Origin of the sequence: Sphingomonas insulae (assembly GCF_010450875.1) — a bacterium.
Taxonomy (GTDB): Bacteria; Pseudomonadota; Alphaproteobacteria; order Sphingomonadales; family Sphingomonadaceae; genus Sphingomonas; species Sphingomonas insulae.
The window spans coordinates 1,836,990-1,863,524 of record NZ_CP048422.1 but is presented as its reverse complement, the minus strand read 5'-3'; the positions used below and the strand labels follow the sequence as shown (position 1 = coordinate 1,863,524).

The 26,535-nt window shown below is 68.4% G+C and carries 20 protein-coding genes; 10 read left to right on the top strand and 10 right to left on the bottom strand.

The genetic code is table 11. The features are described from left to right. Positions 1–5 precede the first annotated feature (5 nt). The gene (locus GTH33_RS10365; protein ID WP_163958334.1) at positions 6–2,270 is read right to left on the bottom strand and encodes a beta-glucosidase family protein; all 2,265 of its coding nucleotides are present in this window, start codon (positions 2,268–2,270) and stop codon (positions 6–8) included. Between GTH33_RS10365 and GTH33_RS10360 the strand changes: the two genes are divergently transcribed. The 4 genes from GTH33_RS10360 to GTH33_RS10350 all read left to right on the top strand — a co-directional run bounded on the left by GTH33_RS10360 (position 2,260) and on the right by GTH33_RS10350 (position 6,001). Next, positions 2,260–2,478: a hypothetical protein gene (locus GTH33_RS10360; RefSeq protein ID WP_163958333.1), complete on the top strand. Its 219-nt coding sequence runs from the start codon at positions 2,260–2,262 to the stop codon at positions 2,476–2,478. The genes GTH33_RS10365 and GTH33_RS10360 overlap by 11 nt on opposite strands. Beyond that, entirely contained in the window at positions 2,465–3,556 is a 1,092-nt protein-coding gene (locus GTH33_RS18380; protein WP_338054374.1) for a glycoside hydrolase family 3 protein, read from the top strand. The genes GTH33_RS10360 and GTH33_RS18380 overlap by 14 nt, the downstream gene beginning before the upstream one ends. Before the next feature lie 17 nt (positions 3,557–3,573). After that, positions 3,574–4,893 (top strand): glycoside hydrolase family 3 C-terminal domain-containing protein, encoded by a 1,320-nt coding sequence (locus tag GTH33_RS18375; protein ID WP_338054373.1) that lies wholly within the window; start codon positions 3,574–3,576, stop codon positions 4,891–4,893. An 82-nt stretch (positions 4,894–4,975) separates the two neighbouring features. Next, entirely contained in the window at positions 4,976–6,001 is a 1,026-nt protein-coding gene (locus GTH33_RS10350) for a LacI family DNA-binding transcriptional regulator (protein ID WP_163958332.1), read from the top strand. Positions 6,002–6,007: 6 nt separating this feature from the next. Here the strand turns inward: GTH33_RS10350 and GTH33_RS10345 are convergent, their stop codons facing one another. The 3 genes from GTH33_RS10345 to GTH33_RS17885 form a co-directional block, all read right to left on the bottom strand. After that, a complete protein-coding gene (locus tag GTH33_RS10345) occupies positions 6,008–7,210 on the bottom strand; it encodes an MFS transporter (protein WP_163958331.1) in 1,203 nt (400 codons plus the stop codon). Between the two features lie 89 nt (positions 7,211–7,299). Next, the gene (locus GTH33_RS10340; RefSeq protein ID WP_163958330.1) at positions 7,300–7,650 is read right to left on the bottom strand and encodes a thiol-disulfide oxidoreductase DCC family protein; all 351 of its coding nucleotides are present in this window, start codon (positions 7,648–7,650) and stop codon (positions 7,300–7,302) included. After that, positions 7,647–9,383: a tryptophan-rich sensory protein gene (locus GTH33_RS17885; protein WP_163958329.1), complete on the bottom strand. Its 1,737-nt coding sequence runs from the start codon at positions 9,381–9,383 to the stop codon at positions 7,647–7,649. Before GTH33_RS17885 ends, GTH33_RS10340 begins: the two co-directional genes overlap by 4 nt. Between GTH33_RS17885 and GTH33_RS10330 the strand changes: the two genes are divergently transcribed. From GTH33_RS10330 to GTH33_RS10320, 3 genes are all read left to right on the top strand, one after another. Further along, positions 9,382–9,852, top strand: a complete 471-nt coding sequence (locus GTH33_RS10330) for a hypothetical protein (protein WP_338054372.1) — start codon at positions 9,382–9,384, stop codon at positions 9,850–9,852. The two genes, GTH33_RS17885 and GTH33_RS10330, sit on opposite strands and share 2 nt — an antisense overlap. Before the next feature lie 52 nt (positions 9,853–9,904). Further along, positions 9,905–10,243: a hypothetical protein gene (locus GTH33_RS10325; protein WP_163958328.1), complete on the top strand. Its 339-nt coding sequence runs from the start codon at positions 9,905–9,907 to the stop codon at positions 10,241–10,243. A 148-nt stretch (positions 10,244–10,391) separates the two neighbouring features. Next, positions 10,392–10,769, top strand: coding sequence for a hypothetical protein (locus GTH33_RS10320; RefSeq protein WP_208404055.1), 378 nt, complete (start codon positions 10,392–10,394; stop codon positions 10,767–10,769). A gap of 520 nt (positions 10,770–11,289) precedes the next feature. Here the strand turns inward: GTH33_RS10320 and GTH33_RS10315 are convergent. Next, positions 11,290–14,202: a TonB-dependent receptor gene (locus GTH33_RS10315; protein ID WP_163958327.1), complete on the bottom strand. Its 2,913-nt coding sequence runs from the start codon at positions 14,200–14,202 to the stop codon at positions 11,290–11,292. Positions 14,203–14,639: 437 nt separating this feature from the next. Between GTH33_RS10315 and GTH33_RS10310 the strand changes: the two genes are divergently transcribed. Both GTH33_RS10310 and GTH33_RS10305 read left to right on the top strand, forming a co-directional pair. Continuing rightward, positions 14,640–15,953: an MFS transporter gene (locus tag GTH33_RS10310; protein ID WP_163958326.1), complete on the top strand. Its 1,314-nt coding sequence runs from the start codon at positions 14,640–14,642 to the stop codon at positions 15,951–15,953. Continuing rightward, entirely contained in the window at positions 15,950–17,776 is a 1,827-nt protein-coding gene (locus GTH33_RS10305) for a DUF8034 domain-containing protein (protein ID WP_163958325.1), read from the top strand. Before GTH33_RS10310 ends, GTH33_RS10305 begins: the two co-directional genes overlap by 4 nt. A gap of 48 nt (positions 17,777–17,824) precedes the next feature. Here the strand turns inward: GTH33_RS10305 and GTH33_RS10300 are convergent, their stop codons facing one another. From GTH33_RS10300 to GTH33_RS10280, 5 genes are all read right to left on the bottom strand, one after another. Continuing rightward, positions 17,825–19,366 (bottom strand): carboxylesterase/lipase family protein, encoded by a 1,542-nt coding sequence (locus GTH33_RS10300; RefSeq protein WP_163958324.1) that lies wholly within the window; start codon positions 19,364–19,366, stop codon positions 17,825–17,827. Between the two features lie 7 nt (positions 19,367–19,373). Next, positions 19,374–20,261: a LysR family transcriptional regulator gene (locus tag GTH33_RS10295; protein WP_163958323.1), complete on the bottom strand. Its 888-nt coding sequence runs from the start codon at positions 20,259–20,261 to the stop codon at positions 19,374–19,376. A 17-nt stretch (positions 20,262–20,278) separates the two neighbouring features. After that, entirely contained in the window at positions 20,279–21,208 is a 930-nt protein-coding gene (gene kdgD / locus GTH33_RS10290) for a 5-dehydro-4-deoxyglucarate dehydratase (protein ID WP_163959897.1), read from the bottom strand. 143 nt (positions 21,209–21,351) lie between these two features. Next, positions 21,352–22,077, bottom strand: coding sequence for a sialate O-acetylesterase (locus tag GTH33_RS10285; RefSeq protein WP_163958322.1), 726 nt, complete (start codon positions 22,075–22,077; stop codon positions 21,352–21,354). Between the two features lie 110 nt (positions 22,078–22,187). After that, entirely contained in the window at positions 22,188–25,439 is a 3,252-nt protein-coding gene (locus GTH33_RS10280; protein ID WP_249054850.1) for a DUF4982 domain-containing protein, read from the bottom strand. Between the two features lie 158 nt (positions 25,440–25,597). Between GTH33_RS10280 and GTH33_RS10275 the strand changes: the two genes are divergently transcribed. After that, positions 25,598–26,440, top strand: coding sequence for a FadR/GntR family transcriptional regulator (locus GTH33_RS10275; RefSeq protein WP_243848294.1), 843 nt, complete (start codon positions 25,598–25,600; stop codon positions 26,438–26,440). The last annotated feature ends 95 nt before the right edge of the window (positions 26,441–26,535 follow it).

The following is a 26,535-nucleotide window of genomic DNA, read 5'->3' as shown; positions in this document are numbered from 1 at the left end:
CGCCGTCAGTGTGGTGCGACGACCACACCGGCGACGTCGACGTCGCTGGCCGCGACCTCTCGCGTCGCGTCGGTGGCGAGCGCGAGGCGATACCGGCCGGGCGTCACCGCCCACCCCTGCCCCGCGGTCCAGCGCGCCAGGATGCGCGGATCGGCGGCGAGTTCGACCCGCATCGTCTGCCCCGGCGCCAGTGCAATGCGGCGGAACCCGGCGAGGCGCAGCGGCGTGCCGTCCGGTCCGGTCGCATAGAGCTGCGGCACGGCGACGCCGGCGCGCGATCCGGTGTTGGTCACCGCGACGCTGGCCCCCGGCCGGGCGCCGCCGGTGAAGCGGATGTCGGCGAAGCGGAACCGGGTGTAGCTGAGGCCATAGCCGAACGGGAACAGCGCACGCTCGCCGCGTTGCGCGTACCAGCGATAGCCGACGTTCGCGCCTTCGCGATAATCGACGGGATAGGCGGGCGGCGCGGCGTCGCCGCTGCCGGTATTGCTGGCGGCATCGGACAGCGACGTCATGCCCGCCGGCAGCACCGGTTGGGGGCGCGGCAGTTGCGCGACGGCGCGCGGGAAGCTGAGCGGCAGCCGGCCCGACGCGTCGACCGCACCGAACAGCACGCGGGCGATCGCCTCGCCCCCGCGCTGCCCCGGATACCACGCCTGGACGATGCCGGCGATGTCATCGACCCAGGGCATCAGCACGGGGCCGCCCGTTTCCAGCACCACCACGCTCTTGCGATTGGCCTTGGCGACCGCGGCGATCAGCGCATCCTGTCCATCGGGCAGCGACAGCGACGGCGCGTCCTGCGCCTCGGTCTGCCACTGCGTCGCGAAGACGATGGCGATATCCGCATCGCGCGCCGCCGCCGCCGCCGCCACGGGATCGCGCCCGTCGACGTAGCGGACGTCCGCGTTCGGGGCGATGGCGCGGATCGCGCGCAGCGGCGAGGAAGCGTGATAGGTGACCCGCGCGAACGATGCCGCCGCGCCCTCGGTCAGCGGGATCTCGATCGGCGCACCGCCAACCGAGCGCACCTGGCTGGAGCCGCCGCCCGACAGGACGCCGACGTCGGCGTGGCCGCCGATCAGCACGATGCGCTTCGCGGTCCGCGCGAAGGGCAGCACGTCGGCATCGTTCTTGAGCAGGACGATCCCCGCCTCTGCCGCGCGCTGGGCGACGTCGGCATGGGCGGTATAGTCGATAGGCTGCGCCGTCGCCGGGGTCGGACGGTCGTACAGGCCGCTGGCGATGACGCCGGTCAGGATGCGGGTGACCATCTCGTCGAGCCGTGCCGCAGGGACGCGGCCGGCGGCGATGGCATCGGCGAGCGGTGCGTCGAAATAGATCGTCTTGTCGAGTTCCTGCCCCGATTCCTGGTCCAGCCCGGCGCGTGCCGCCTTTTCGGTCGAATGGACTCCGCCCCAATCACTCATCACGAAGCCCGGATAGCCCCATTCGCCACGCAGCACGTCGGTCAGCAGGAAGCGGTTCTCGCACGCCCAGTCGCCGCCGACCTTGTTATAGGCGCACATCACCGAGCCCGGCCTGCCCCCGTCGATCGCGATCCGGAAGGCGAGCAGGTCGCTCTCCCGCAACGCCTTTTCATCGATGCGCGCATCGAGGATGGTGCGCCCGGTCTCCTGCGCGTTCAGCGCGAAATGCTTGACCGTCGAGACGATGCCGTTGGTCTGGACGCCGCGGATCGATTCCGCCGCCATCATCCCCGACAGCAGCGGGTCCTCGCCCAGATATTCGAAGTTGCGGCCGTTCCACGCGTCGCGCGTCAGGTTGACGCCGCCGGCGAGCAGCACGTTGAACGTCTTGGCGCGCGCCTCCGCCCCGATCATCGCGCCGCCGGCAAAGGCGATGGCGGGATCGAAGCTCGCCGCCGTGGCGAGGCTGGCGGGCAGCGCGGTGGCGGTGTCACCCTTGCGCTGTTCGACCTGGTTGGCGACGCCCAGGCTCGCGTCGCTTTCGCGCAACGTCGGAATGCCGAGCCGCGGTACGCCCGGCACATAGCCGGCGGACGGGATCATATCGGCATGCCGTTCCCTGGTCATCGGCGGAAAGAGGCCATGGACGTAGCGAAGCTTTTCGGCGCGGGTCATCGCCCTGACCAGCGCCCGCGCCCGATCCGCGGCGGGCAAGGCCGTGTTGCGCCACGGGGCCGCGGCCATCGGCCGCGCGGCGGCACGGGAGGCGGATTGCGCAGAGAGCGCGGCGGGCGCCACGCCGCCGAGCAACGCGGCGGCGAGGACGAGCTTGAACGACATGATCGGAACTCCTGCGGACCTGATGGCGCGACGCGCGCTGGAAACGGGTGGCGCGGCGGCCGAGCCGCAGTCGCGCGACCGGCATATCGCCGGGACGCATCGGTCCTGCATCCTCCCCTCCCCCGTCACCTTGCTTGACGGGATGATCCGAATATCCGACATCGATGTCAACAACAGTCTGGGGAGGAATGTGCATGCCGGGTCGTAGCCGTGGAGTGATGCTGACGCTGGCGACGGCGATGCTGGCCGGTCCGGTCGCCGCGCCGGTCGCCGCGCAGGTCGCGCATCCGGCGCAATGGCCCGCCGCCACCGCGCCCATCCCGCGCGATGCCGCGATGGAGCGGCGGATCGATGCGCTGATCGCGCGGATGTCGCTGGAACAGAAGGTCGGACAGGTGGTGCAGGGCGACATCGCCTCGCTGACGCCCGAAGACGTGCGCCGCTATCACCTCGGCTCGGTGTTCAACGGCGGCAATTCGGACCCGGGCGGCAAGTATAACGCACCGGCGCGCGACTGGCTGGCGCTGGCCGATGCGTTCTGGGACGCATCGACCAGCGATAATCCCAAGCTGCCGCGTATCCCGGCGATCTGGGGCATCGACGCGGTGCACGGCCATTCCAATATCGTCGGGGCGACGCTGTTCCCGCACAATATCGGCCTTGGCGCCATGCGCGATCCCGCGTTGATGCGGCGCATCGGCGCGGCGACCGCGGTCGAAATGCGGGTGACCGGCATCGACTGGACATTCGCACCGACGATCGCGGTGGTCCGCGACGACCGCTGGGGCCGCACCTATGAAGGGTTCGGCGAGACGCCGGAGATCGCGGCGAGCTATGCCGGGCCGCTGGTCGAGGGGCTGCAGGGCCGGATCGGCGACAAGGACTGGCTGCGCGGCCCGCACGTCATCGCCACCGCCAAACACTTCCTGGGCGATGGCGGCACGAAGAACGGCAAGGACCAGGGCGACGCGCAGCTCAGCGAGGCACAACTGCGCGACCTGTTCTCGCCACCCTATTACGCCGCGTTGAAGGCGGGCGTGCAATCGGTGATGGCGAGCTTTTCGAGCTGGAACGGCGCCAAGATGACCGGCAACCAAAGCCTGCTGACCGGCGTGCTGAAGGACCGCATGGGCTTTGACGGCTTCATCGTCGGCGATTGGAATGCCCATGGCCAGGTGGATGGCTGCACCAACACCGATTGTCCCGCGGCGCTGAAGGCGGGCCTCGACGTCTATATGGCGCCGGACAGCTGGAAGGGCATCTGGACCACCACGCTGGCGGGGTGAAGGCGGGTACGATCCCGATGAGCCGCCTGGACGATGCCGTGCGCCGGGTGTTGCGGGTCAAGATCCGGGCCGGCATCTTAGAGGCGGTCAAGCCGTCCGCGCGCCCGTTCGCAGGGCGCTACGACCTGCTCTCCTCGCCCGAGCACAAGGCGATCGCGCGCGCGGCGGTCGCCGAATCGCTTGTACTGCTCAAGAACAGCGGCGTCCTGCCGCTGAAGCCCGGCGCCAGCATCCTCGTCGCCGGCGATGGCGCCAACGACGTCGCGCGGCAGGCGGGCGGCTGGACCTTGTCGTGGCAGGGCACGGATACCAGGCCGACGGACTTTCCCAACGCCACGACGATCTGGCGCGGGCTGGAGCAGGCGGCAAAGGCGGCGGGCGGGCGAGCGAGCCTCAGCCCCGATGGTCGCTTCCAGGCCAGACCGGACGTCGCGATCGTCGTGTTCGGCGAGACGCCCTATGCGGAATTCCAGGGCGACAAGGCCGACGTGGCGTTCGACGATCCCGCCGACACGCTGGCGACGATGAAGCGGTTGAAGGCAGCCGGTATCCCGGTCGTCGCGGTATTCCTGTCGGGACGGCCGTTGTGGGTGAACCCCTATCTGAATGCCGCGGACGCGTTCGTCGCCGCATGGCTGCCGGGATCGGAGGGCGGTGGTGTCGCCGACGTGCTGTTCGGCAAACAGCAGTTCCGCGGTCGCCTGCCCTACAGTTGGCCTAAACGGTCGGACCAGTCGCCGCTCAATGTCGGCGATGCCGGTTATGACCCGCTGTTCCCCTATGGCTTCGGGCTGAAGACCAGCGACGATGGCCGGCTGGCGCCGCTGCCGGAAGCGCGAAGCGGCGATGGCGGCGACCGCAACGTCCTGTTCGCGCGGGGCAAGGCGACCGGCGGGCGCAAGCTGCTGCTGGGCGCGGCCGACCAGCCGCTCGCAGCCAATCCGGGGCCGGACCTGATCGCCAGCCGCGCGGCCGACCGCATCGCCCAGGAAGACAGCGTGCGTATCGCCTGGACCGGCCGCGGCGGCGCCAGCGCCGCGCTGGTCGGCCAGCCGGTCGACCTGTCGCGCGAGGCGAACGGCGATGTCGCGCTGGTCGTCGACCTGCGGGTCGATACCGCCCCCAGCGCGCCGGCGACGTTGAACGGGGTCGTCGTCACCGATCGGCTGCGCCAGCTGACGGGGCGCTGGGGCAGGATCGCGGTGCCGTTGCGCTGCCTTGCGGATACGAAGGGCGTCACCCGGCCGTTGACGCTGACCACCGCGGGCATGCTGGACCTGACGATCTCCGCCGTCCGCTTCGGCAGCGCCGGGGAGGGACTGGTCGACTGCCGTTGAGCGGCGACCGGCTGCATGAAAGGGTGGACGCAGCGCCAATATCCGTCGACAGGAATCGCATGGATGCGTTAGGGTTCGAGCGTTGAAGGCGATCACGATCACGGACGTCGCGCGTCGTGCTGGGGTGTCCCCCAAGACGGTGTCGCGCGTCATCAACGGCGAGGCGCACGTCCGCCCCGAAGTTCGCGACATGGTGGCGCGCGTCGTGGCGGACATGAACTACCGGCCCAACGCCTTCGCCCGTGGCCTGTCCAGTTCGCGGTCGTTCCTGATCGGCCTGTTCTTCGACGATCCCGCATCGGGCTATGCCGCGAGCATCCAGCGCGGGGCGCTGGAACGCGCCCGCGCGCTCGGCCGCCATCTCGTCATCGAACCGATCAGCTTCGATCGGTCCGACTGGCGGCGGCTGCTGGAGGATACGTTGCAGGGCCTGCGGCTGGACGGCGCGATCCTCACCTCGCCGATCTGCGATCGCGCCGACCTGATCGCGGTGTTCGAGGAACACGACGTGCCGGTGGTCAGGATCGCGCCGGGTTCGGATTTCGATCGGACGCCGCAGGTGCGGATGGACGATCGCGCCGCGGCGCGGACGATGACGGAGCATCTGCTGTCGCTCGGCCATCGCGACATCGCCTTCGTATTGGGCAATCCCAAGCACAGCGCGTCCGAGCGGCGCTGGCTGGGGTTTCAGGACGCCATGACCGCCGCCGGCATCACGCCCGATCCGCGGCGCGTGTTCCAGGGCGACTTCCGCTTCCGCTCGGGGCTGGAGGCGGCCGACGCGCTGTTCGGCACCAGCCCGCATCCGACCGCCGTCTTCGCCAGCAACGACGAGATGGCGCTGGGCGTGCTGGTCGCCGCGATGCGCAACCAGATCGCGGTGCCGCGTTCCGTCTCGATCGTCGGCTTCGACGATGTCGCGATCGCCCGCATGGCGTGGCCCCAGCTCACCACCATCCGCCAGCCCAATTTCGAGATGGGCGCGGCGGCGATCGACCTGCTCATCGAACGGCGCAATGCCGGTGCGGACGGCAAGAGCGAGACGTGTCGCGAATTGCCCTACGAACTCGTCATCCGATCGACCTGCATGCCGCGCTCGCTCGCCTGACCCGGATCACCCCCGGCCGGTATCGCCGCCAGCGACCAGCGGCAGGATACCCGCCAGCAGCGTCATCGCCGCCATGATCGACAACGCCGTCCCGAACCCGTGCGCCGGGCCGGACCCCCAGGCCAGCAATGGCGCGACCACCTGCGGCAAGGTATTGGCGAGGTTCAGCAGCCCGAGATCGCGACCGCGCCGGGTGCCGTCGGACAGCAGCAGCATGGCATGGCCGGTGTTCAACGCGATGAACGCGGCCACTCCGCTGGCGAAGGCGACATAGGCGACGGCGGCGATGGTCCACGACGCGGCGACGGCCATCCCCGCCAGCCCCAATGTCGCCAGCACCGCCGTGGCGGCCAGGAACGGCCGGCGGCGGGCGATGCGGTCGGACCAGCGCCCCAGCGCGAGGGCGAGCGGCACGGGAACGATCGTCGCGACGAACAGCAGGCGGGCGACGGGTATCGCCATGTCGTCGCCGACGCGGCCGAAGCGTTCGAAATAGAAGAACAGGTACAGCCCGACCCCGCAGTTCGCGATCTGCATGAGCAAGCGCGCCGCCCAAGCGACGATGAGATCGCGGCGCATCGCGGTGCGTGCGGGCGCGGCTGGATCGCTCGATACGATGCGCTGCGTTCCGGCGAGCATCAGTGGCAGGAGGCAGCCGGTCATCAGCACGGCGACGATCGCCAACCGCCACCCTTGCGTCGCCGCGGCGGCGACGACGATGGCGGATGCACCGGCCGCGAACGGATTGCCCAGCGTCGACAGCGCCGCGGCGGTCCCCTTTTGCGCGGCGGGTACCTCCTCGGCGATCAGCGACGCGACCTGTGCCAGCACCGCGTTGATCGCGATCTGGAACAGCACGATGGCCGCGACGATGGCGGCGGGCGCGCGCGCGACAACGATCGCCGCGAACGCCAGCACCGTCGCGATCGTCCCCGACACCATCCAATGGCGCCGTCCCCCGCCGCGCGCGACCGACCGGTCGCCGAGCCAGCCAAAGGCGATGTTCGCCCCGCCCGCCACGATCGCGCCCACCACGCCGCACACGGCGAGCACGCCGTAGCGCATGTCTTCGGGAAAGCTGGCGAGCTTCATCGGCAACAGCAGCGTGAGCAACGGCAGATAGCCGATGACGCCGCCCGCCGACGCCAGCCCGTACAGCAGCACACGGACGACGGGCAGACGGTCCTGGCCAGGTGGGATAGCGTGCACCCCCGCCCTGTGCGGGGCGGACCGCGTGATGTCCAGATCGCTCGCCGGCCCGACGTGCGGCATCGGGTGCGGGGCTTGCGAAATGTCCGCTACGACCGCGTGCCGCACCAGCGTTGCAGGCGCGGGCGGACGGCCAGGAACCTCAGATAGCCTCGCTCGAGCAGCGCGAGCACGCGCGGGTGGCGGGCCAGCAGTCCGACCGGCCGCAACAGCGGGATTGCCCGCCACATCGCGGCGAACGCGGCAGCGCCCGACAGCAAGCGCCCGTCCTCCATCGCGTGGAAGCGCGCGAGCAGATCGGCGCGGTCGACCGGGCAGGTGTTAGCGGTCGTCGCATCGACGAAGGTGATCCGCCCACGCCGGTCGAGCCGCCGCATCAGCGCGACTTCCCGCCGGCACAGCGGACAGTCGCCGTCATGCCAGACGGTGACGCGGCTCACGCGCCGGCGTCCGGATTGTCCCGCCAGATCCGTTCGGCGAGCAATGTCGCAAAGCCCAGCCACGCGACGAACGGCACCGCGACGGCGGCGGCCAGCTTATCAACCTTCGCGGCGGTCGCGACATAAGCGGACCCGGACGCAATCATCGCCCCCGATGCCGCCGCGCTCGCCCCCAATCGCCTTTCGCGGAAGAACAATTGCGTCCAGCCGCCGACCATCGCGGTGTTTAGCAGCCACAGTCCGACCGCGGCGTTGCGCCGGGCACCGGCGGGCTGGCGCAACAATCGATAGCCGCCGACCGCCAGCCCGGTTTCCAACACCGGCCAAACCGCACCGAAGGCGGCATCGGGCGGGGTGAAGCCCGGCTTGTCGAGCCGGCGATACCACCGCCGGATGCCCGGATGCGACGGGTCGGGGGCGTTGCGCCGTCCGATCAGCGCGCTCGCCTCCAATACGACGCCCACCGCGCCAAGCGCGAGCAGCGGCGACAGTCCGGCCGACGGCGGCGCGACCGCGGGCGGCGTCTCCGCAGGCGCCAGGGCCGATGTCGACCGATAGCGATTGAGGTCGGGCTGTTTCGATCCGCCACCGAACACTTTGCCCATCACGCCGCGCACCGCCGGCACGCTCGCCGCGGCGAGGGCGCGATGCAGCAGGGCGATGCCGATCCGGCTGTGCGGGTTCATCAGCCGCGGCGCGATCTTGGGCACGCCCTGCGCATCCTCCACCATCGGCCGCATGACCTGTTCATAGGCTGCGTATGCGGCGGCGACATCCTCGTGCCGCTCTATCTCCGCGGCCAGCACATAGGCGCCGGTTATCGCCAGCGTCGTGCCGATCCCGGCGATCGGCGTCGCGCACCATGCCGCATCGCCGGTCAACGCCACCCGGCCGTCCGACCAGCGCGGCATCCGCACCTGCCGCAAGACGTCGAAATAGAAATCGTCGGTATCCTCCATGCCGGCGATCACCCGTTCGGATTGCCAGCCGGCACCGGCGAAACGGTCGCGCAGCCATGCCTTCTGGCGAGCGACGCTCCAGTCCTGTTCGCCCCCCGGCGGCTGCTGGATCGACAGCATCGCCCGCGTCGTGCCATGGCGATCGGGCCGCAGCGATATGCTGCGACCGTGGCTGGCATTGTACCAGCGCCACAGCCGGTCGTCCCCCGGTGTACGGGCAATGGTGAAATAGGCGATGGTCAGGTTCATCCAGCGCGGCGTGTTTTCCTTCGGAAACACCAGGTCGCGTGTCGCCGATCCGACACCCTCTGCCACGATGACGGCGTCGTATCGTTCCTTCACGCCGCTGGCGAAGGTCACCCAGGCCGCCGCGTCGTCCTGTTCGATCGCCGTCACGCTGTCGCCGAAGCGATAGGTCGCGTGTTCGGCGGCGGGCTCGTAGAGCAACCGGGCGAGGTCGCCGCGCAGCATCTCCATTTCGGCGGTGGGGCCATCCTGCCCCGAATCGTCTGCGAGGAATTGCGCCGCGATCGAGCCGTCTTCGTTCACCCAGGCGGTTCCCTCTTCGCCCGTGCCGCGATCCAGCGCCTCCCGCTCCAGGCCCATGCGGCGCAGCACCTCGCGGCCCGATCCCCGCACGTCGATATTCTGGCCGCCGTCGCGAAATGCGGGCGCGCGTTCGACGACGGTGACGGCAAAGCCGGCGCGGCCGAGCCACCAGGCCGCAGTATTGCCGGCGATGCTGGCGCCGGTGATCAGGACGGTGCGGGACATGGCGGCATTCTCCTATCGCCCATACAACGTTCGGCGCGCTATTCGGCACCCGGTCCGCAGCGCCGATTTCGGCCACGGCCGGGCGATCGGGATCGAGGAGACGATGATGAGCGATGGATCGACGGCATGGGATGGCGGCCGCGTGCGCCACTGGCTGGCCAGCCGCCTGAACGCCGCGCGGCTGGAACAGGCGGCGGCGGACCGGCGCGGATATGCGGCGCAGGACGATTACGACAATGCCGCTGCCGAGGAATGGGTTTGCCGGTCGCTGCAGACCGGCGACCATAACGACACGCAGGCCGCGTTCGCCGGCCGGATCAAGGCGCTGCTCGCGGCAGAGGACTATCCGGTCGCCGGCGTCCACGACGATCGCCGGTTCGACCGGAACGTGCGTGCGCATTTGAGAAAGCTTGCAAAGATGACCAAGGCCAATGATGGGTTCGCGAACACACTGCGCTATCAGGGCTGACCCGCAACGGTCCCCCCAACGCCACGCAAGTCAGGCAGATCAGGTAGAACGCATGGCCCGCAAGCATTCGAAACATGGCCCCCATGCAGAGCCGCTGCACGAGGACGATGCCCCCGCCGCGATCCCCGCCTGCTGGCTGTGCGGTCGACCGACCGGCAAGACGATCGTCTGGCACCATCCGGTTCCCAAGAGCCGTGGTGGCCGCGATGTCGTGCCCATGCACGGGGTCTGCCAGCAGACGCTGACCGCCAACTTCACCAATTCCGAATTGCAGCGGCACGGGATGGATGTCGAGGCGCTGCTTGCCCATCCCAATGTTCGCAAGTTCGTCGATTGGGTCGCGAATAAGGACCCCGACTTCACCGTGGCGATCGCCAAAAAGCAACGCTGACGCAACGCCGCTCCCAGCCGGAAGCAGCGATGCGTTCGCTCCGCGATCTTGCGGTACATCAATACGATCGCCTTGGCGGTGCCGGAGCCAAACGCGCCATGCCTCGTTCGCAGCGCGGGATTGCTCCCTAGTGAGAGGATGTACGCAGATGGCCGTCAAATTTGCCGGAACGATGAATGCGATCAATCGCGGGCTCGACGAGACCAAGGCGACCAAGGGCGCCGACATGGTGGAGGATTGGGAGGCCGCATTGGCCGATGTCGACGTCGCCGGTGCCAAGGGTATCCTGCGCGACCTCGCGTCGCTGAGGAAGCAGCTGGAAAAGGAGACACCGGATTCCGACCGCGTCCACGCCCTGCTCCACCGTCTGGGCACGGCGACGACCAGGATCGCCGACAAGGCTGACAAGTCGCAGGACAAGCTGAAGGCATTGGGCGAGGCGCTCACCGAAGCCGGCGAAGATCAGCCCGACGAGGAAGAAGACGCCGAAGCGGCCGCCACGCCAAAGCGCGCACGCAAGAAGTGAACGACTGCCGGATGGCTACATACGGTCATCCGGCCACCTTGCCGCATCGCCCCGCCCCGGATCGATCGGCATCGCGCGATCCCTGCGGTGTCCCCTATTCTACTGCTGCGTGCCCGGCATCTCCGACACCTGCCGCCGTTTGTTCCGCAGCGCGTTTGTCGGACTTCGCCTGGGCTTTTTTCACGGCGTCCGCCGCCTTGGACTTCTCGCGCTCACGGCGCTCGAATTCGTAATTGGGTTTGCGTGGTATGGCGATTGCTCCGCATGCGTGGGGATCGGCTGGAACGCGCCGGCGCGGACGAAACCTCTTCCCGTCAACACCGTCATACGGATGGTCCGCAAAATGGCCAACGGGAATAACGGGCGGCGCGGACCGCCCGTCCCATACCCGATCTGACGTCGAGCATCGCCGGACCGGTCCCTCACGACGCACATCGACATCGCGGAGCTGCGCAGCCGATTGGAGCGGCTGGAGCCGATCGCGGCGCCGGTCGCCGACATGCGCGCGACCGGCGACGGGTCAGAAGGCGAAGCGCGCGCCGAGGATGAACTGTCGCCCGCTGTGGGTCAGCACGTTCAGCCGGTTGGTCGCATCGACATATTGGTCGTTGAACTGATCCGTGAGGTTGATCATCTCGAGGCTGAGCTTCAGCGCGTCGGTGATGTTGTAGCTGATCTGCGCATCGACATTGGTGGTCGAATTGGTGCCGTTGTAGCTATTGCCCTCTGTCCCCGGCACCGCCGTCAGATATTTGTCGCGATAGGCGATCGAGCCGCGGATCGAGAAGCGCTTGGTTTCGTAATAGAGCGTCGCATTGGCAGCATGCCGCGACAGGCCGACCAGCGGCTGCGTCACCGTCGCCGTGCTGGTCGCCGACAGCAGGTATTTGATGTCGGATTTCACGTAGGTGTAGTTCGCCAGCACGCCGAAGTCGCGCAGGAAACCGGGCAGGAATGTCAGAGGTTGCTGCACGTTGACCTCGAACCCGCGCAGCTTGCCGCCGCTCGAATTGACCGGCTGCGTCACCGTGAAGATATCGTTCGGCGACGCCGCGCTGCCGGCCAGCAACGAGACGGGCAGGCCCAGGTCGGCGAACGGCACGTTGACGCTCAACGTCTGGACGAAGGTGCCGATATCCTTCTGGAAGCCCGAGATCGCATAGACCGCGCCCTTGGTCGGATACCATTCGAGGCTGGCGTCGATATTGGTCGATTCGGTCGGCTTGAGATCCGGATTGCCCGAACTGAAGCCGCGGTTACCGCCCGAGATGTTGAGGTTGCCGCCCGGCGTCAGCGCCGCGATGCCGGCGCGCGACAGCGTCTTGGCGGCGCCCACGCGCACCAGGAGCGTGTCGGTGACGTCATAGACCAGGTTGGCGGACGGCAGCCACCGGTTGTAGCTCCGCTCCGCCGTCAGCAGGCTCACCGACGTCCCGACCCCGGTGTAGCCGGTCGACACCTGATTGGTGTGGACGTAGCGCAGGCCGGCATCGCCGCGCAGCCGGATGCCGGCATCGGCCAGATTGAATTCGGTCATGCCCCAGGCGCCGGTGTCGCGCTCGCGCACGGTGATGTACGAGCCGCGCGCGGTCGCATTGTCGAGCCGGCCGACCGCATAGAGCGGATCGGTATAGATGTTGTAGAGCGCGGCGAATTTGTCGATGTCCGGCACCAGCCAGGATGTCGGCGTGCCGTTGGGCAGATCGATGCCGCGCCCGAAATCCGTATGGAGCGTGGTCGCCGCCGCCAGCTGGGCCGGCGTCAGCGTCTGCACCACGGTTTCACCGGCGTTCCGGCGTCCCTCGGTGGAGGAATATCGGAATTCGCGCCAGTCGAGCCCGGCCTTCAGCTTGATGAGGCCGCTGGCCGTCCATTCCAGATAGCCCTTGGCGGTCTTGAAGCTGTTGTCGACGGTCTGCGGGCGGACCCGGACCTCGCTGTTGCCGTTGGTGAAGGTGTAGCTTGCCGGATTGGTGACATCAAAGCCGGGCCGGATCGTCGGGAACCGCGTCGAGAAGTCGTAATAGAAATTGTTCGAGTTGACCGCGTCGATGGTGACAGTCGTCTGCGTCGGGTTGGTAAATTCCGACTTGGCGTAGCCCATCGTTCCGACGAATTTCACCGCATCGCCGAACTTCTGTTCGAGGTTGGCGGTACCCTGGTAGAAATCGGTGCGCAGGATGTCGTAGCGGCTTTGCGAACGGACATCGACATTGTCGAACGTGCCGCTGATGATGTTGCGGTTTGCGTCCACCACGCCCGAACGGATGATCGTCTGCGGTTTGCCGGTGCCCGACCGGCTGAAGCTGATCGCCTGGATCTGCGATTCCGCACGGCTGCCGTCGAGACGCGAATAGAGGCCGTCGAGCGAGATCAGCGTCGCATCGGTCGGCTGGAACTGCACCGATCCCGCCGCGCCGAGCCGCTTCTGGTCGATTTCATAGGTGACGAGACCCGGAATGCGCGGGTGGAACAGCGCCTGCCCGGCATAATCGGTCTGGGTGGCCGACGATCCGTAATTGATCTGGCCCAGCGTATAGCCCGCCAGCGTCGAGGCGGCGTTGAAGCCGCCGTTGAAGCCGCCATAGGTCCAGCGCGTGATGTTGGCGCCCTCTTCGCGCAGCTTGCGCTCTTCATAGGCGACCGACAGCAGCACGCCGAACCGGCCATCGTCGGTCGAGGTGGTGACGAGGCCCGAGAAGCGCGGCGTCGCCTTGCGCCGCAGGTCGTTGTAGCTCGCCTGCGCCGAGATCACCGCGGTCGGCTTCTTGTAATCGAACGGCCGCGAGGTCTGGAGGTCGACGGTCGCGCCCAGCGATCCTTCCTCGACGTCCGCGGTCGCGGTCTTGCGGACGGCGAGGCTGTTGAACAGGTCCGACGAGAAGATGTTGAAATCGAAGCCGCGACCGCGGTTGACGCCGCCCGAATTGTCGGTGCCGCCGGTGGTGCCGATCGCCTCCATGCCGTTGATGCGGACGCGGGTATATTCCGGCCCGAGACCGCGGACCGAGATGTTGCGACCTTCGCCGTTCACCCGGCTGATCGCGACGCCGGGGATGCGCTGCAGCGATTCCGCCAAATTGAGGTCGGGGAATTCGGCGATATCCTCCGCCTTGATGACGTCGACCGTCGCGGTCTGGTTGCGCTTGATGTTGATCGCGCTCGACAGGCTCTCGCGGAAGCCGGTGACGACGATGTCCTGCGCGCTGCCGTCCTGATTGGTGTCGAGCGGCGGCGCGTCGGCGACCTGCGGTTCGGGGGCGACGGCGGGCGATGCCGGCGGTGCGTCGGTGTCCTGCTGGTTGCCCGGAGCGCGGGCGGCCTTTTCGGCGTTGGTTTCGGGTGACGCCTGCGCAAAGGCGGGCGCCGCGGCAAGGCCGATCGCCGCCGTGGTGAGCCCCAGCGCGATCTTCAGTCCACGGATGCCGGACATGCCCATCATCGATCCCCTCGTCATAGTGTCCGACCTTGCCGTGACCGGGGTCGGTTCTGTCATGCCGGGGTAGCGCCGCGGGGACGGGCAAAGCCAACCTGAAAACGGCATGGATCGTTGCGCGTCGTGCATGGGCTGGCCTGGCCTGCATGCCGGTGCGGTCGGACGCTGCGCAAAGACGTTCCGTCACCCCGGACCCGTTCCGGGGTCCATTCCGCGGCGAGGCGCGTACCTGGAAGCTCCCGTCCTGCCCTTGCGGCATGGTGGACCCCGGAACGGGTCCGGGGTGACGGAGGAAGCAAGGCACGGCCCGATCCAGCCACGAAGGGACTGGATCGTCCCGCTTTTCGACTTGGACCGCCCCGCCCCCGCCCGCTAGCGTCGCAAGCCAGCCGAGCCCGCGTCCGACGGGCATGGCCAGCCAAGGAGAGCGCCCGATGACGACCGCCGCACAGCGCCCGACGCGCGTCCGTCATCGCATCATCGCGCTGATCTTCCTCATTACCTCGATCAACTATGCCGACCGCGCGACGTTCTCGATCGCGGGGACGCAGGCGTCGGGCGAACTCGGACTGTCGCCGGTGCAGACCGGCTTCATCCTGTCCGCCTTCGCCTGGGCCTATGTGCTGGCGCAGATTCCGGGCGGTGCATTGCTTGACCGGTTCGGCACCAAGCGCATCTATGCGGGCGCGATCGCGCTCTGGTCGGTGATGACCGCGATGCAGGGGTTCGTCGGCTGGTTTCCGGTCGTGTCCGCCGTCGCCACCCTGTTCGTGCTCCGCTTCCTCGTCGGCCTTGCCGAGGCGCCGTCCTTCCCCGGCAACGCGCGACTGGTCGCGGCCTGGTTTCCCGGGCCGGAACGCGGCACCGCATCGGCGATCTTCAACAGCGCGCAATATTTCTCGCTCGTCGCCTTCGCACCGCTGATGGGCTGGCTGGCGCACAGCTTCGGCTGGCGATCGGTGTTCTGGGCGATGGGGCTGCTCGGGATCCTCGCCGCGCTCGCCTTCCTCCGCTACATCCACTCACCCGTCCGCCACCCGTCGATCAACCAGGCGGAACTCGACCATATCGAGGCCGGCGGCGGCCTGATCCGGATGGAAGAGGCGAAGGCGACTACCCGCACCTTCACCTGGCCCAACCTTCGGCGCCTGCTCGCCAACCGGATGATGCTGGGCATCTACCTCGGCCAATATTGCATCAACGTGCTGACCTATTTCTTCGTCACCTGGTTTCCAATCTACCTCGTCAAGGAGCGCGGGCTGAATATCATGGAGGCGGGCTTCGCCGCCGCCGCGCCCGCGATGTGCGGCTTCGTCGGCGGGCTGGTCGGCGGCTTCGCGTCCGATGCGATCCTGAAGCGGACCGGCAACCTCGACCTCGCCCGCAAGGGCCCGCTGGTCGCCGGCATGCTGCTGGCCACCGCGATCATCGCCTGCGTGTGGGTCGACGCGGAATGGCTGGTGATCGTGCTGATGGCGGTCGCCTTCTTCGGCAAGGGCGTAGCCTCGCTCGGCTGGGCGGTGATGGCCGACGTCGCGCCGAAACAGCTCGCCGGCCTGTCGGGCGGCGTGTTCAACATGTTCGGCAACATCGCCGGTATCGTCACGCCGATCGTCGTCGGCTTCATCGTCGCGGCCACCGGATCGTTCGACTGGGCGTTGGTGTTCGTGGGGGCGCATTGCCTGCTGACGATCTTCGCCTTCCTCGTCATCGTCGGCCCGATCCGCCGGCTGGAGTTGCCGGCATGACGATCGATCGCCGCTCGCTCCTCACCGCCGGTGCGGCGCTGACGCTGCTGCCCGCCGCCGCGCGTGCGCGACCACAGCCGCTGCGGATCGCCATGCCGATGGCGGTGCCACGCTGGGCGCTCCTGCAACGCCGGTTGCTCGCCGCCAATGCCGCGGCGTGCGAGGCGTTCTTCGCCAAATACGTCGGGCCGGGCGATGCCCTGCAGGTGTTCGAACGCTGGGGCGCGAACGACGGCCCGGACGATGCGGCAGAGGCGACCAACGACTGGGTGACGTTGCATGCCTTGGGCGCGCCCGACCGGCTGCTGACGCTGGCGCAGCGGTTTTGGGAAGGCCATCTGCGCCAATATACCGCGGCGCGGACCGTCGAGGTCCCGATCGCGCGCGCGGGGATGTATCACCGCGAATTCCCGGTGCAGATGGACTGGCAGCACAACAGCGAAGGGCTGACGAGCTTCAACGTGATGGGCCTCAGTGCGCCGCGCGACGCCAGGCTGATCGAACGCACGCGCCGCTACGCCGATTTCTACACCGGTCGCGATCCCGCGGTGGCCAATTACGATCCGCGCGCGCGGGTGATCCGCAGCGTGCTGAACGGTAGCCGCGGCCCGATGCTGCGGCGGGCGACACCGCTGGACTGGGCGGGCGACCCGTTCGACACCAGCGCCTTTCACATGGAGCATGGCGAGGGCAATTACGCCCAGACGCTGAGCCATTACGATGAATATGGCGACGTCGTCGGCGACAATCCGCTCAACCTGCAGGCGACGACGCTGGGCCTCAACGCCTATGCGCTGGGCGCCGGCGAGCGGTTTCGCGGCTGGGCGCTCGACTATCTTGATGCATGGATGGATCGTGCGCGGGCCAACGGTGACATCGTGCCGAGCAAGGTCGGGCTGGATGGCAGGATCGCGCCGGATTGGTGGGGCGGCGTGTATGGCTGGGGCTTCTCGCCCAAAGTCCCGCAGACCGGCGTGCGCGAGAATCGCAACCGCGTGCCGCGATCGATCACCGCCTTCTTCAATGGGCTGCTGCTGACCGGCGACCGCGAATATCTCCACCTGTGGCGGCGGCAGTCGGCGCGGATCAACGCCGCATCGACACGGGTGAAGGGCGAGATGTCCGCCCCCACGATGTATGGCGCGGACGGCTGGTACGGGTGGAAGCCGGGGCCCTATCGCACCGGCGGGTTCGAGATCTGGTATGCGACGCAGGACCCGGCCGATCTGGCGGCAGCGGGATCGCATCCGTGGATCGAATTCCTGCATGGCCGCAACGCCGGCTATCCCGAACAGGCGCTCGCCGCCGATCTGGCGCGGGTCGCCGAGCGGGTCGCGACACGGCAGGCGGATCGCACGACGCGGATGGAGCGGCTGGCCGACTGGCCGATCGACATCAACCCGGCGAGCGCCAATGCGCTGATCCAGACGATGACCGGCGGCCTGCATATCGCACGGCCTTCGTGGTCACCGACCAGCCCGCCGCAGGGGGGCGTGCCGCTGCATTGCCGGCTGCGCTATTTCGACGCGGAGCGGCGACGCGCGGGGGTGCCGGAGGACGTCGCCGCGCTGGTCCACGCGCTCGGCGACCGGTCGACCGAGGTGACGCTGGTCAACACCGGCCGCGTCGCGCGGACGGTCGTGGTGCAGGGCGGGAGCTATGCCGAACATCGCATCGATGCGGTGACGGTCGACGGCATGGCGCGGGACGTGGGCGGCCGGAATTTTACGGTGCGGCTGGAGCCGGGCTGCGGCGCGCGGCTGACGCTGGCGATGACGCGCTACGCCAACCGGCCGACGCTGGCCTTTCCGTGGGATCGGTAGGCGGCCTTCCCGCGTCATTGTGTCGCTACGCTCGCAATGACGGACGTGTCACCCGCCCGGCTTGATATAGGGCGCGACCGCGAACAGCAGCCGTTCCTCGCGGCGCGGATCGTCCTCCACCCGTACCTGCCGGTCGAAGATCATCGTCGCCCGCCGCGCAAGGTCGTATTGCGGCCATGACGGCAGGCCCGCGCCGTTGGGATCGCCGGTGCGCGCCAGCCGGATGAACGCATCCGCCATCCGTCCGGCGAGCCGCTGCGCATCCGGCCCGTTGCCGGTCCGCGCGTTCGCCACCGCGGTGTTGTCGAACACCAGCCCGATATCGAGCGAATGGAAGGCGCCCAGCACCCCGCCCGCCTCCGGCGCGGGGAAGTCGAGCTGGTACATCCATGTCGGCGCATGGATTTTCGCGCGCTCCTCCGCCTGGATCAGGTGGCCCGGCCACGATCGCCCCGCGGTCGATGCCGCGAGCAGGATCTGCCCCGGCGTGCACTGCGGGTAGAGCTGGCGGTAGCGGGCGATGACGTGGTCGACGCCGACGTCGCGCGTCATCTGCGACAGCAGCCGTTCGGGGAGGTTCGCCCAGGTGGTATCGCCGCGCTTCAGCATCGCCTCGATCCACAGCGCGGTCTCGTCATGGGTATTGCCGACGATCAGCGGGATATGCGCCGCCTCGCGCGGGGCATCGGGGTAGAAGGGGTGGCGCAGCAACGTAATATGGTCCAGCGTCGAGGTGAAGCTGATCTCGCCCTTCCCTTCCAGCGGATCGGTCATCGCCATCGCCGCGACCAGCCGTTCGACGGGCAGCGTCGCCAGTTCGGCGGCGTCGCGCGCGCCGGCCTGCGCCATCCACGCCTTCGCTCGCGCTGTGGCGTGGTTCGGGCCGGCGGCGGTGACATGCTGGCCGCTCATCGTCGCGGCGGCGTGGAACAGCGGGCGCGCCTCGGCCATCGCCATCAGCGTCACCACCTTCGCGCCTCCGCCGGACTGGCCGAAGATCATCACGCGGCCGGGATCCCCGCCGAAGCGGGCGATATTGTCGCGCACCCATTGCAGCGCGAGGACGATGTCGAGATTGCCGACATTGCCGCTCTCCGCCGGCCCGCCGGCCTGGGCGAGATAGGCATAGCCCAGTGCGGCCAGCCGGTGGTTGAGCGTCACGACCACCACATCGCCGCGCCGTACCAGGCGCTTGCCATCGTACAGCGGATCGGAACCGGACCCGTGCGCATGCGCGCCGCCGTGCAGATAGACCATCACCGGCCGACGCCCGGCATCGAGCGCGGGCGTCCAGACGTTGAGGAACAGGCAATCCTCGGCGGTCGGCTCGTCCGCCCTGGTCTGCGGCGATGCGGCACCGTAGCGGGTGGCGTCCGCGATTCCCGCCCAGGGTTGCGGCGGCAGCGCGCGGCGGAAGCGGCGGCGCGCGGTATCGGCGCCGTAGCGGATGCCGCGGAACACCAGCACGCCGTCCTCGCGCAAGCCGCGCACCCGCCCGTAGCGCGTGGTGGCGACGGGATCGGCGCCGCCCGCACCGACGGTCGCGGGCAAGGCCGCCATGCCGGCAAGGACGCCGCGCCGGTCGATCATGCGTCGCTCATCCCGCGGTGTCCGCGCATAGTCGGCGCATCGGGGCGAGCGCCGGGTTATGGTTGTCGCGCCGCCACGCCATGAACAGTTCGACGGGCCGCTCCGGCTCGGTCGCGAAGCGGCGGTATTGCACGTCCATCAGGTGCAGTCCCGATGCCGATTCGGGGACGATCGCCGCGGCGAGGCCGGCGTGGACGAGGCCCAGCATCGAATGGATCTGCGTCACGTGCTGGACGTATTGCGGGCTCACCCCCGCCTCGTCGAATAGGCGGATCAGCATGTCGTGGAAATATCCCGCGCCCTGCCGCGCATACATGATGAGCGGCTGGCCGTCGAAGTCCGCGGGTTCCAGCACCGATTTCGCCTGACGCGGATCGCCGGCGGGCAGTGCCACCACCAGCGGTTCGTGCAGCACCAGCGCGGTGTCGAATTCCTGCCGGGCGAGCGGGGGGCGCACGAACCCGATGTCGATCAGCCCGGTCAGCAGCGCATCGACCTGATCGGTCGTCACCATTTCCCGCAGTTCGAGGTCGATGTTGGGCAGCGCGGCGCGCGCCTGCGCGACGATCTGGGGCACCAGATTATAGCCCGATACCGCGGTGAAGCCGATCGCGACCTTGCCCGCATCGCCCTTCGCCACCCGCCGCGCGGACAGCTGCGCGCTTTCCGCCAGCCGTACGATCCGCCGCGCCTCGATCAGGAACACACGCCCCGCCGGGGTCAGCGCGACGTTGCGGCTGGTGCGTTCCAGCAGCGTCACGTCCAGAATGCGCTCGAGCAACTGGATCTGCCGGCTGAGCGGCGATTGCGTCATGTTGAGCCGTTGCGCCGCACGCCCGAAGTGGAGTTCCTCGGCGGCGGCGACGAAGCAGCGGAGCTGGCTGAGTTCGAACATGGCTCAGCCTAACCGGGTCAGGCCGCGGCGGCGAGCGCCTTGGGGCTGACCCGCTCGATCAGCACCCGCAGCCGTTCATGTTCGGCGTCGGTCAGGTCGGTGAGCGGCGAGCGCACCGGGCCGGCGTCGCGACCGACGATCCGCATGCCCGCCTTGACGATCGACACCGCATAGCCGCGCCCCTGGTTGCGCAGCGTAATGTAGGGCAGCACGAAGTCGCGCAGCTGCTGCATCGTTTCGGCATGATCGCCCGCACGCACCGCCTTGTAAAAGGCGAGCGCCCATTCCGGCATGAAGTTGAAGATCGCCGAGGAATAGGTGGTGACCCCCATCGTCAGATACGGCGTCGCGAACGTCTCCGCGGTTGGCAGGCCGCCGATATAGGTCAACCGGTCGCCCATCCGGGCATAGATGCGGGTCATCAGTTCGATGTCGCCGACACCGTCCTTGAAGCCCACGAGGTTCGGATTGCGATCGCACAGGCGGGCGAGCGTCTCGTCATCCACCACCGCATTGTCGCGATTGTAGACGATCACGCCCAGCCCGGTGGCACGACACACCGCCTCGATATGCCGTTCCAGGCCCTCCTGCTTGGCGCCGACCAGATACGGCGGCAGCAGCAGCAGGCCGTCGGCGCCCGCCTTTTCGGCATCGCGCGCGATCCCGGTGGCGATCGCCGTGCCATAGCCGCAGCCCGAGATTACCGGCAACTTGCCGCCCGCCTCCGCCACTGCCGCGGCGACCACCGTTGCGACCTCTGCCGGGGTCAGCGAAAAGAACTCGCCGGTGCCGCCCGCGGCGAACAGGCCGGTCAATTCGTGACCCAGCATCCATGCGCAATGTTCCCGGTACGGCCCCTCGAGAAACGCGCCGTCATCGTCGAAATGCGTGACGGGGAAGGACAGCAAGCCACCGCCTAGGTGGCGCGCCATGGTGGTCGGGCTCATCTCGGTCACTACGCTCTCCTGTCGTCCCGCACGGTCCTGTCATGACGGGTACGAGGGCGTGGTACGCAGTCGGCGCCGGGGGGTCCAAACCAAAGCTGCGCTGGATCGATGCACGGGCTGGCATGATCGCCCGGTCGTCCCGATCAGCCGCACCCCTGCCGTTGCAACGTCGCCATCGCCTTCGCCAGGCGCAGACCCAATATGCGCTGAGCATCCGTCGTCAGGTGCAGATCGTCGGGATTGCGGCGGAGGGTTCTGGTCGAGACCATGGCGACGCATGGCAGCGACACGCGCGCCTGCTCCGCCTGCACGACGGTCCAGTCCGGATAGCGGTCGGCGCCGATCCGGGGGCGGTCGGCGATCTGGACGAACACGATCGGCAGCCGCGGCGCGTTCCAGTCGTTGCGGAACGCCGCGACGATCGCGGCAAAGCCGGATCGCCACGTATGCGATGTCGCACCGCGCGTGTCGCTTTCCCCCTGATACCAGAGCAGTCCGGCGAGGCGTCCTTTCGCGTCACGCACGCGCGCAGCGCACGATCCGTACAACGTGCTGCGATCCGCGCCAGGCACCCATGCCGCAATGGCGCTTCCACCCTTCGCACAGGGTACCAGCCCCACGCGGTGCCCGCGCATCCGCAAGAGCGACCGCGCGAACGGCAGACCGGGGCCGACGGCGGCCTGCGGGTCCGCCGAGACGGGATCGACCTGGTTCGCGGCGTCGTCCAGCGGATCGAGCGCGTCGCGCCAGCGCCCGTCATTCCCGTACAGGCGGATGCGGGGATCGGCGATCCGTTCCGCCGGGGCAAGGTCCGCCAGCCTGCCGCGGCCGGACATGTTGGATTGTCCCGCCAGCACATAGACGTCCATCGGCCGCGTATCATGCTGCGAGGCCGGGGCCGATGTCCCTGCCCCGCAGGCGGCGCCCCATGCGGCTCCACATGCGACCCCACAGGCGATCAAACCGATGGCCGCGGTCTTCACCGCTTGCCGACCGGCACCGGGCCGTGGAAATCCGCTTCGACGATCGCCAGACGCCAGCCGGCCGGCACCGCGTCGGCCCCCGTATCGCCCGCCTGCCTGGCGTTGCTCACCTCCACGATCTTGCCGAACGCGTCGCGATCCCGGGTGGGCGCGATCTGCGTGATCCGCAGGATGCTGCCGCTCGCGGCGGGGAAGCGGACCGCGGCATAACCGAGCTGGCGCTCCGTTTCGCCTTTCCACACCTCGCGGCCGTCCAGCGTCATGCGCAATGGATATCCGCGCGAACGCCAGCCGACCAGCTTCAGCTCGACCTCGTTCAGCGTCACCGGCTTTGCGAAGCGATATTCGATCCACGCCGTGTCCGGCCGACCATCACTGGACCAGCGCGACAGTTCGTTGTCGTCGATCGTTTTCGCGGCATCGTTCTGGCCGGTGCCCGCGACGATGGTTGCCGGCAGGTATGTCGCCCGGGTGACGCGATAGGACGGCCGCTGCGGCGTCGGCCCGCGGGTGAGCAGGCCCGGCTGCGCAGTATCGGCGAAGACGCGCGACAGGCCCCCTTTCACCTCCGGTGCGGCAACGGCCGGGATCGCCAGCGTCACCGGTGCCAGACCGGGCGTCGACGCGGTGAGGCGCACCGCCCCCGGCGCCTTGCCCGCGCGCAGCAGCACGCGGTTGATCCCGCCTTCGACCGGCAGCGCCTTCGACAGGACGTAATTGTCCTCGTCCCGCGCCGTTCCGGCGGTCGGCGTCGTACCGGGGATCGCTTCGGCTTGCACGGCGATCGCCGGACGCGGCTTGCCGGAACTGTCGCCCTGGGCGATGCCGCCGCGCCAATCCGCCGGTCCGTCCAGCGTAAAGGTGACCATGGCGTTGACGGTCGGCACGCGGCGCCCCCTGGCGTCGACGACCTCAACATCAACCAGCGCCAGATCGGCCCCGTCCATGACGAATCCCCGCGGCCCGGTATGCGGCACCAGTCGCAGCGCGGCCGGCGCGCCGACCGTCTCCACGCAGTGCTCCGACCGGCGGCCGTCCGCGCCGATGGCGACGGCGCGCAGCGATCCGGCCTGCCAGCGAACCCCTGGCCAGGTAAACAGAAAGCCGCTGGAGCGCTGCCCCGTCCCCAACGAACGACCGTTGAGGAACAGCTCGACCCGTTCGCCGTTCGAGACGACGCTGACATCCTTGGCCGTGCCGGGGGCGTAGTTCCAGTGGCCGATGATATGCGTCGCCGGTCTCTCGGCATCGACCCACCCCGTCCACATCACCTGATGCGCGAAGAAGCTTTCCTTGGGCAGCCGCATCGCATCGACCTCACCGGATCGGCGGTAATTGTTGTCGCCGCGATAGTGCGTGTTGCTGTCCGACCAGATGATGTTGACGCCGCCCGAACTCACCCGCCGCCCCGTGCCGGGACGAATGCGATAATAGTCCCACCAGCGACGCACATCCTCGCGCGCCTGGCTGTCCTGATTGCGGTTATAGTCAGGCGCGTCCTGGTGGAACGGCGGGGTCAATTCATCCTGATAGAGCCGTGCCGCTTCGTCGCGGCTATATTCCATTGCCCACATCGGGATATGCGCGCTCTTGTTGATGTATAGCATCTCGCCGCCATATTCGGCCGTCTTGCTGTCCAGCATCTCGCGCGATCCGATCGCCCGCCCGCCATGGGGATCGTAGCGGTCGCGGATCGCCTTCATCTCGGCCATGTGCGCTTCGCTGATGCTCTCGTTGCCGCTTTCGTAGAACAGGATCGAGGGATTGTTGCGGTTGTAGATGATCGCGTCGCGCATCTGTTCCTTGCGCTGGTCCCAGCGGCGCCCCTCTACGTCATGCTCGGCGTCGCCCGCTGGCATCGCCTGCGGCAGGCCGACGCGGTCGGCGGATTCGATGTCCTGCTTCGACGGGGTGATGTGCATCCAGCGCACCATGTTGCCGCCGCTCTCGACCATCAGCGCGTTGGAGAAATCGCTGACCCACGGCGGGATCGACACGCCCACCGCCGGCCATTCGTTCGATGTGCGCTGCGCATAGCCATGCACCTGCATCACGCGTCCGTTGAGCCGGATCATGCCGTCGCCGAACTGCGTCGCGCGAAATCCGGTCAGCGAATCCACCGCATCGATCGCCCTGCCCCGTTCGATGAGGCTGGTGGTCACCCGATAGAGATAGCCGTAGCCCCAGCTCCAGAAATGGAGGTCGCCGATCCTGCCCGCCGCGGCCAGCGTGCGTGTCTCGCCGGGTGCCAGCGTGACGGTGCCACCGTCCAGCCGGCCGACGACCAGCCCGCCGCGATCGCGAACCTCCACCCGGTAGGACAGGCTGCGCGCCCGCGCCTCTTCGTTGCGCACCTGCGTTTCCACATGCACCGTCGCGGACCGGGCGGTGAGGTCGAAACCGTCCGCCCAGACATATTGGCCGGTGGTGCCGAGGTTTGAGAACAACGGCAGCGTCTGATACGTCCGGGGTGCGAGGTGCAGCTTCACGTTGCGCGTGATGCCGCCGTAATTGACGTTGAAGTTCCGGTCATTCCACTGAAAGCCGCTGCCCGTCGCGCGCTCCTTGTATCGCCAGTCGTTGTCGACGCGCACCGCGATCAGGTTCTCGCCGGGCTTGACCGCAGCCGAGATATCGGCGCCGAACGCCATCGCCCCGCGCTCCGACAATACGACGGACCGGCCGTTGACCCACACTTCGGCCGCCTGCCGCACACCCTCGAATTCCAGGAACGCCTTGCCCGCCGCTGCCCCCTCCGGCAGCGTGATGCGCTTGCGATACCATGTGATCCCGGTCGACAGGTCCTTGATGTCGCGGGCGAAGGCCTGTTTCTCGTTGAAGGCGTTGGGCAAGGTGACCTCGCTCCAGCGATGGTCGTCGAACCCGACCTGCTCAGCGCCCGCTATGTCCCCCGTCGTCATCCGCCATGCCGGGTTGAGATTGAAGGTCGCGCGGCCGGATGCCACGACGCTGGACGCATCGTGGGCCGAGGCCGGACCGGCGAGCGCAAGGGCGGTGGCCGCGGTGGCGATCAGCAAGGGAAAGCGCATGGTCATCCTTTGATGTTGCGCCGGGTCGGCGCGGCCCGTGGTGTCGGGGCCGGTATAGGTCGGGCATTCCGAAGAGATTGCTGCTTCCGGCAGATCGACGCGACGGGCGCCGGGAAGGAGCGCGAACCTTGCGGTCGACTGGCCTGACCAGACCGGATAGCGGGATACGATTTCGGTCAGCATGTTTGCGACGACCATGTCTGTCCGAGCGATAGCGCATCAAGCACTGCTACGGCTTGTGCGTTGCCCTGAATGCGGTGGCCGTAATGGCGATCGTCAGTCGCCCTCCACCCCCACGCTAGCCTCACCGCCATCCCCGATCCCACATATCATTTTATTGGATCACAATGTGCCTCTTGTCAGGCCAGTGCAAGACAAAAGCATCACGTGGTAAGGCCTGGTCCAAACTGAGGCTTGCCTCCCGTTGCCACCTGCATGACAAGCGCCGCATGGCCGGGACGCACCGCAAACTCTATCAGCAGGTCGCCGAGGCGCTGGCGGCACGGATCGCGAACGGATCGCACGCCATCGGTGACCGGCTACCGGGCGAGCGCGACCTCGCCGAGCAGTTCAAGGTCAGCCGGCCGACCATCCGGGAAGCGATGATCGCGCTCGAGATGCGCGGAATCGTGGAGGCCCGGCATAAGTCGGGGATCTACGTGATGCAGGCTCCGGCGGCGAACCGGCAGTTCGGCGATCTCGATGTCGGTGCCTTCGAACTGGTCGAGGCGCGCCTGGCCATCGAGGGGGAAGCGGCCGCGCTGGCCGCGACCGCGATCGACACGGACACGCTCGCGCAACTGACCGGGTTGCTGGCCACGATGGCGCATGAGACGGAGCAGCGCGAGAAGGTCGACGTCGATCGCACGTTCCATCTGCTGATCGCCGGCGCGACCGGGAACAGCGTGATCCGGTCGATGGTCGAAACCTTGTGGGACCTGCGCGAAAGCTCGCCCTTATGTGTCCATATGTTCGCGGCCGCCCGCCGCAACGGCGTCGCGCCGCGAGTAGACGAACATCGCGCCATCGTTGCGGCTCTGGCGGCCCACGACAGCAAGGCAGCGCGCGCGGCGATGCGCGCGCACCTCAGCCGGGTGGTCGACGACCTCCTCGAGGCGACCCGGCTGGAACTGATCCAGCGCGCCGAAGCCGACGCCGATGCGCAACGGGTCCAGGTCAACATGCGCGCCTGGGCCTAGCCCGCCCGTCCGCAACGACGCGGATCGTGCCCGAGCGCCGGCGCCAGGCCAAGATGCTGGAGCGTTCGGGACCGCATCGCCGGGGCGGCCCCGAC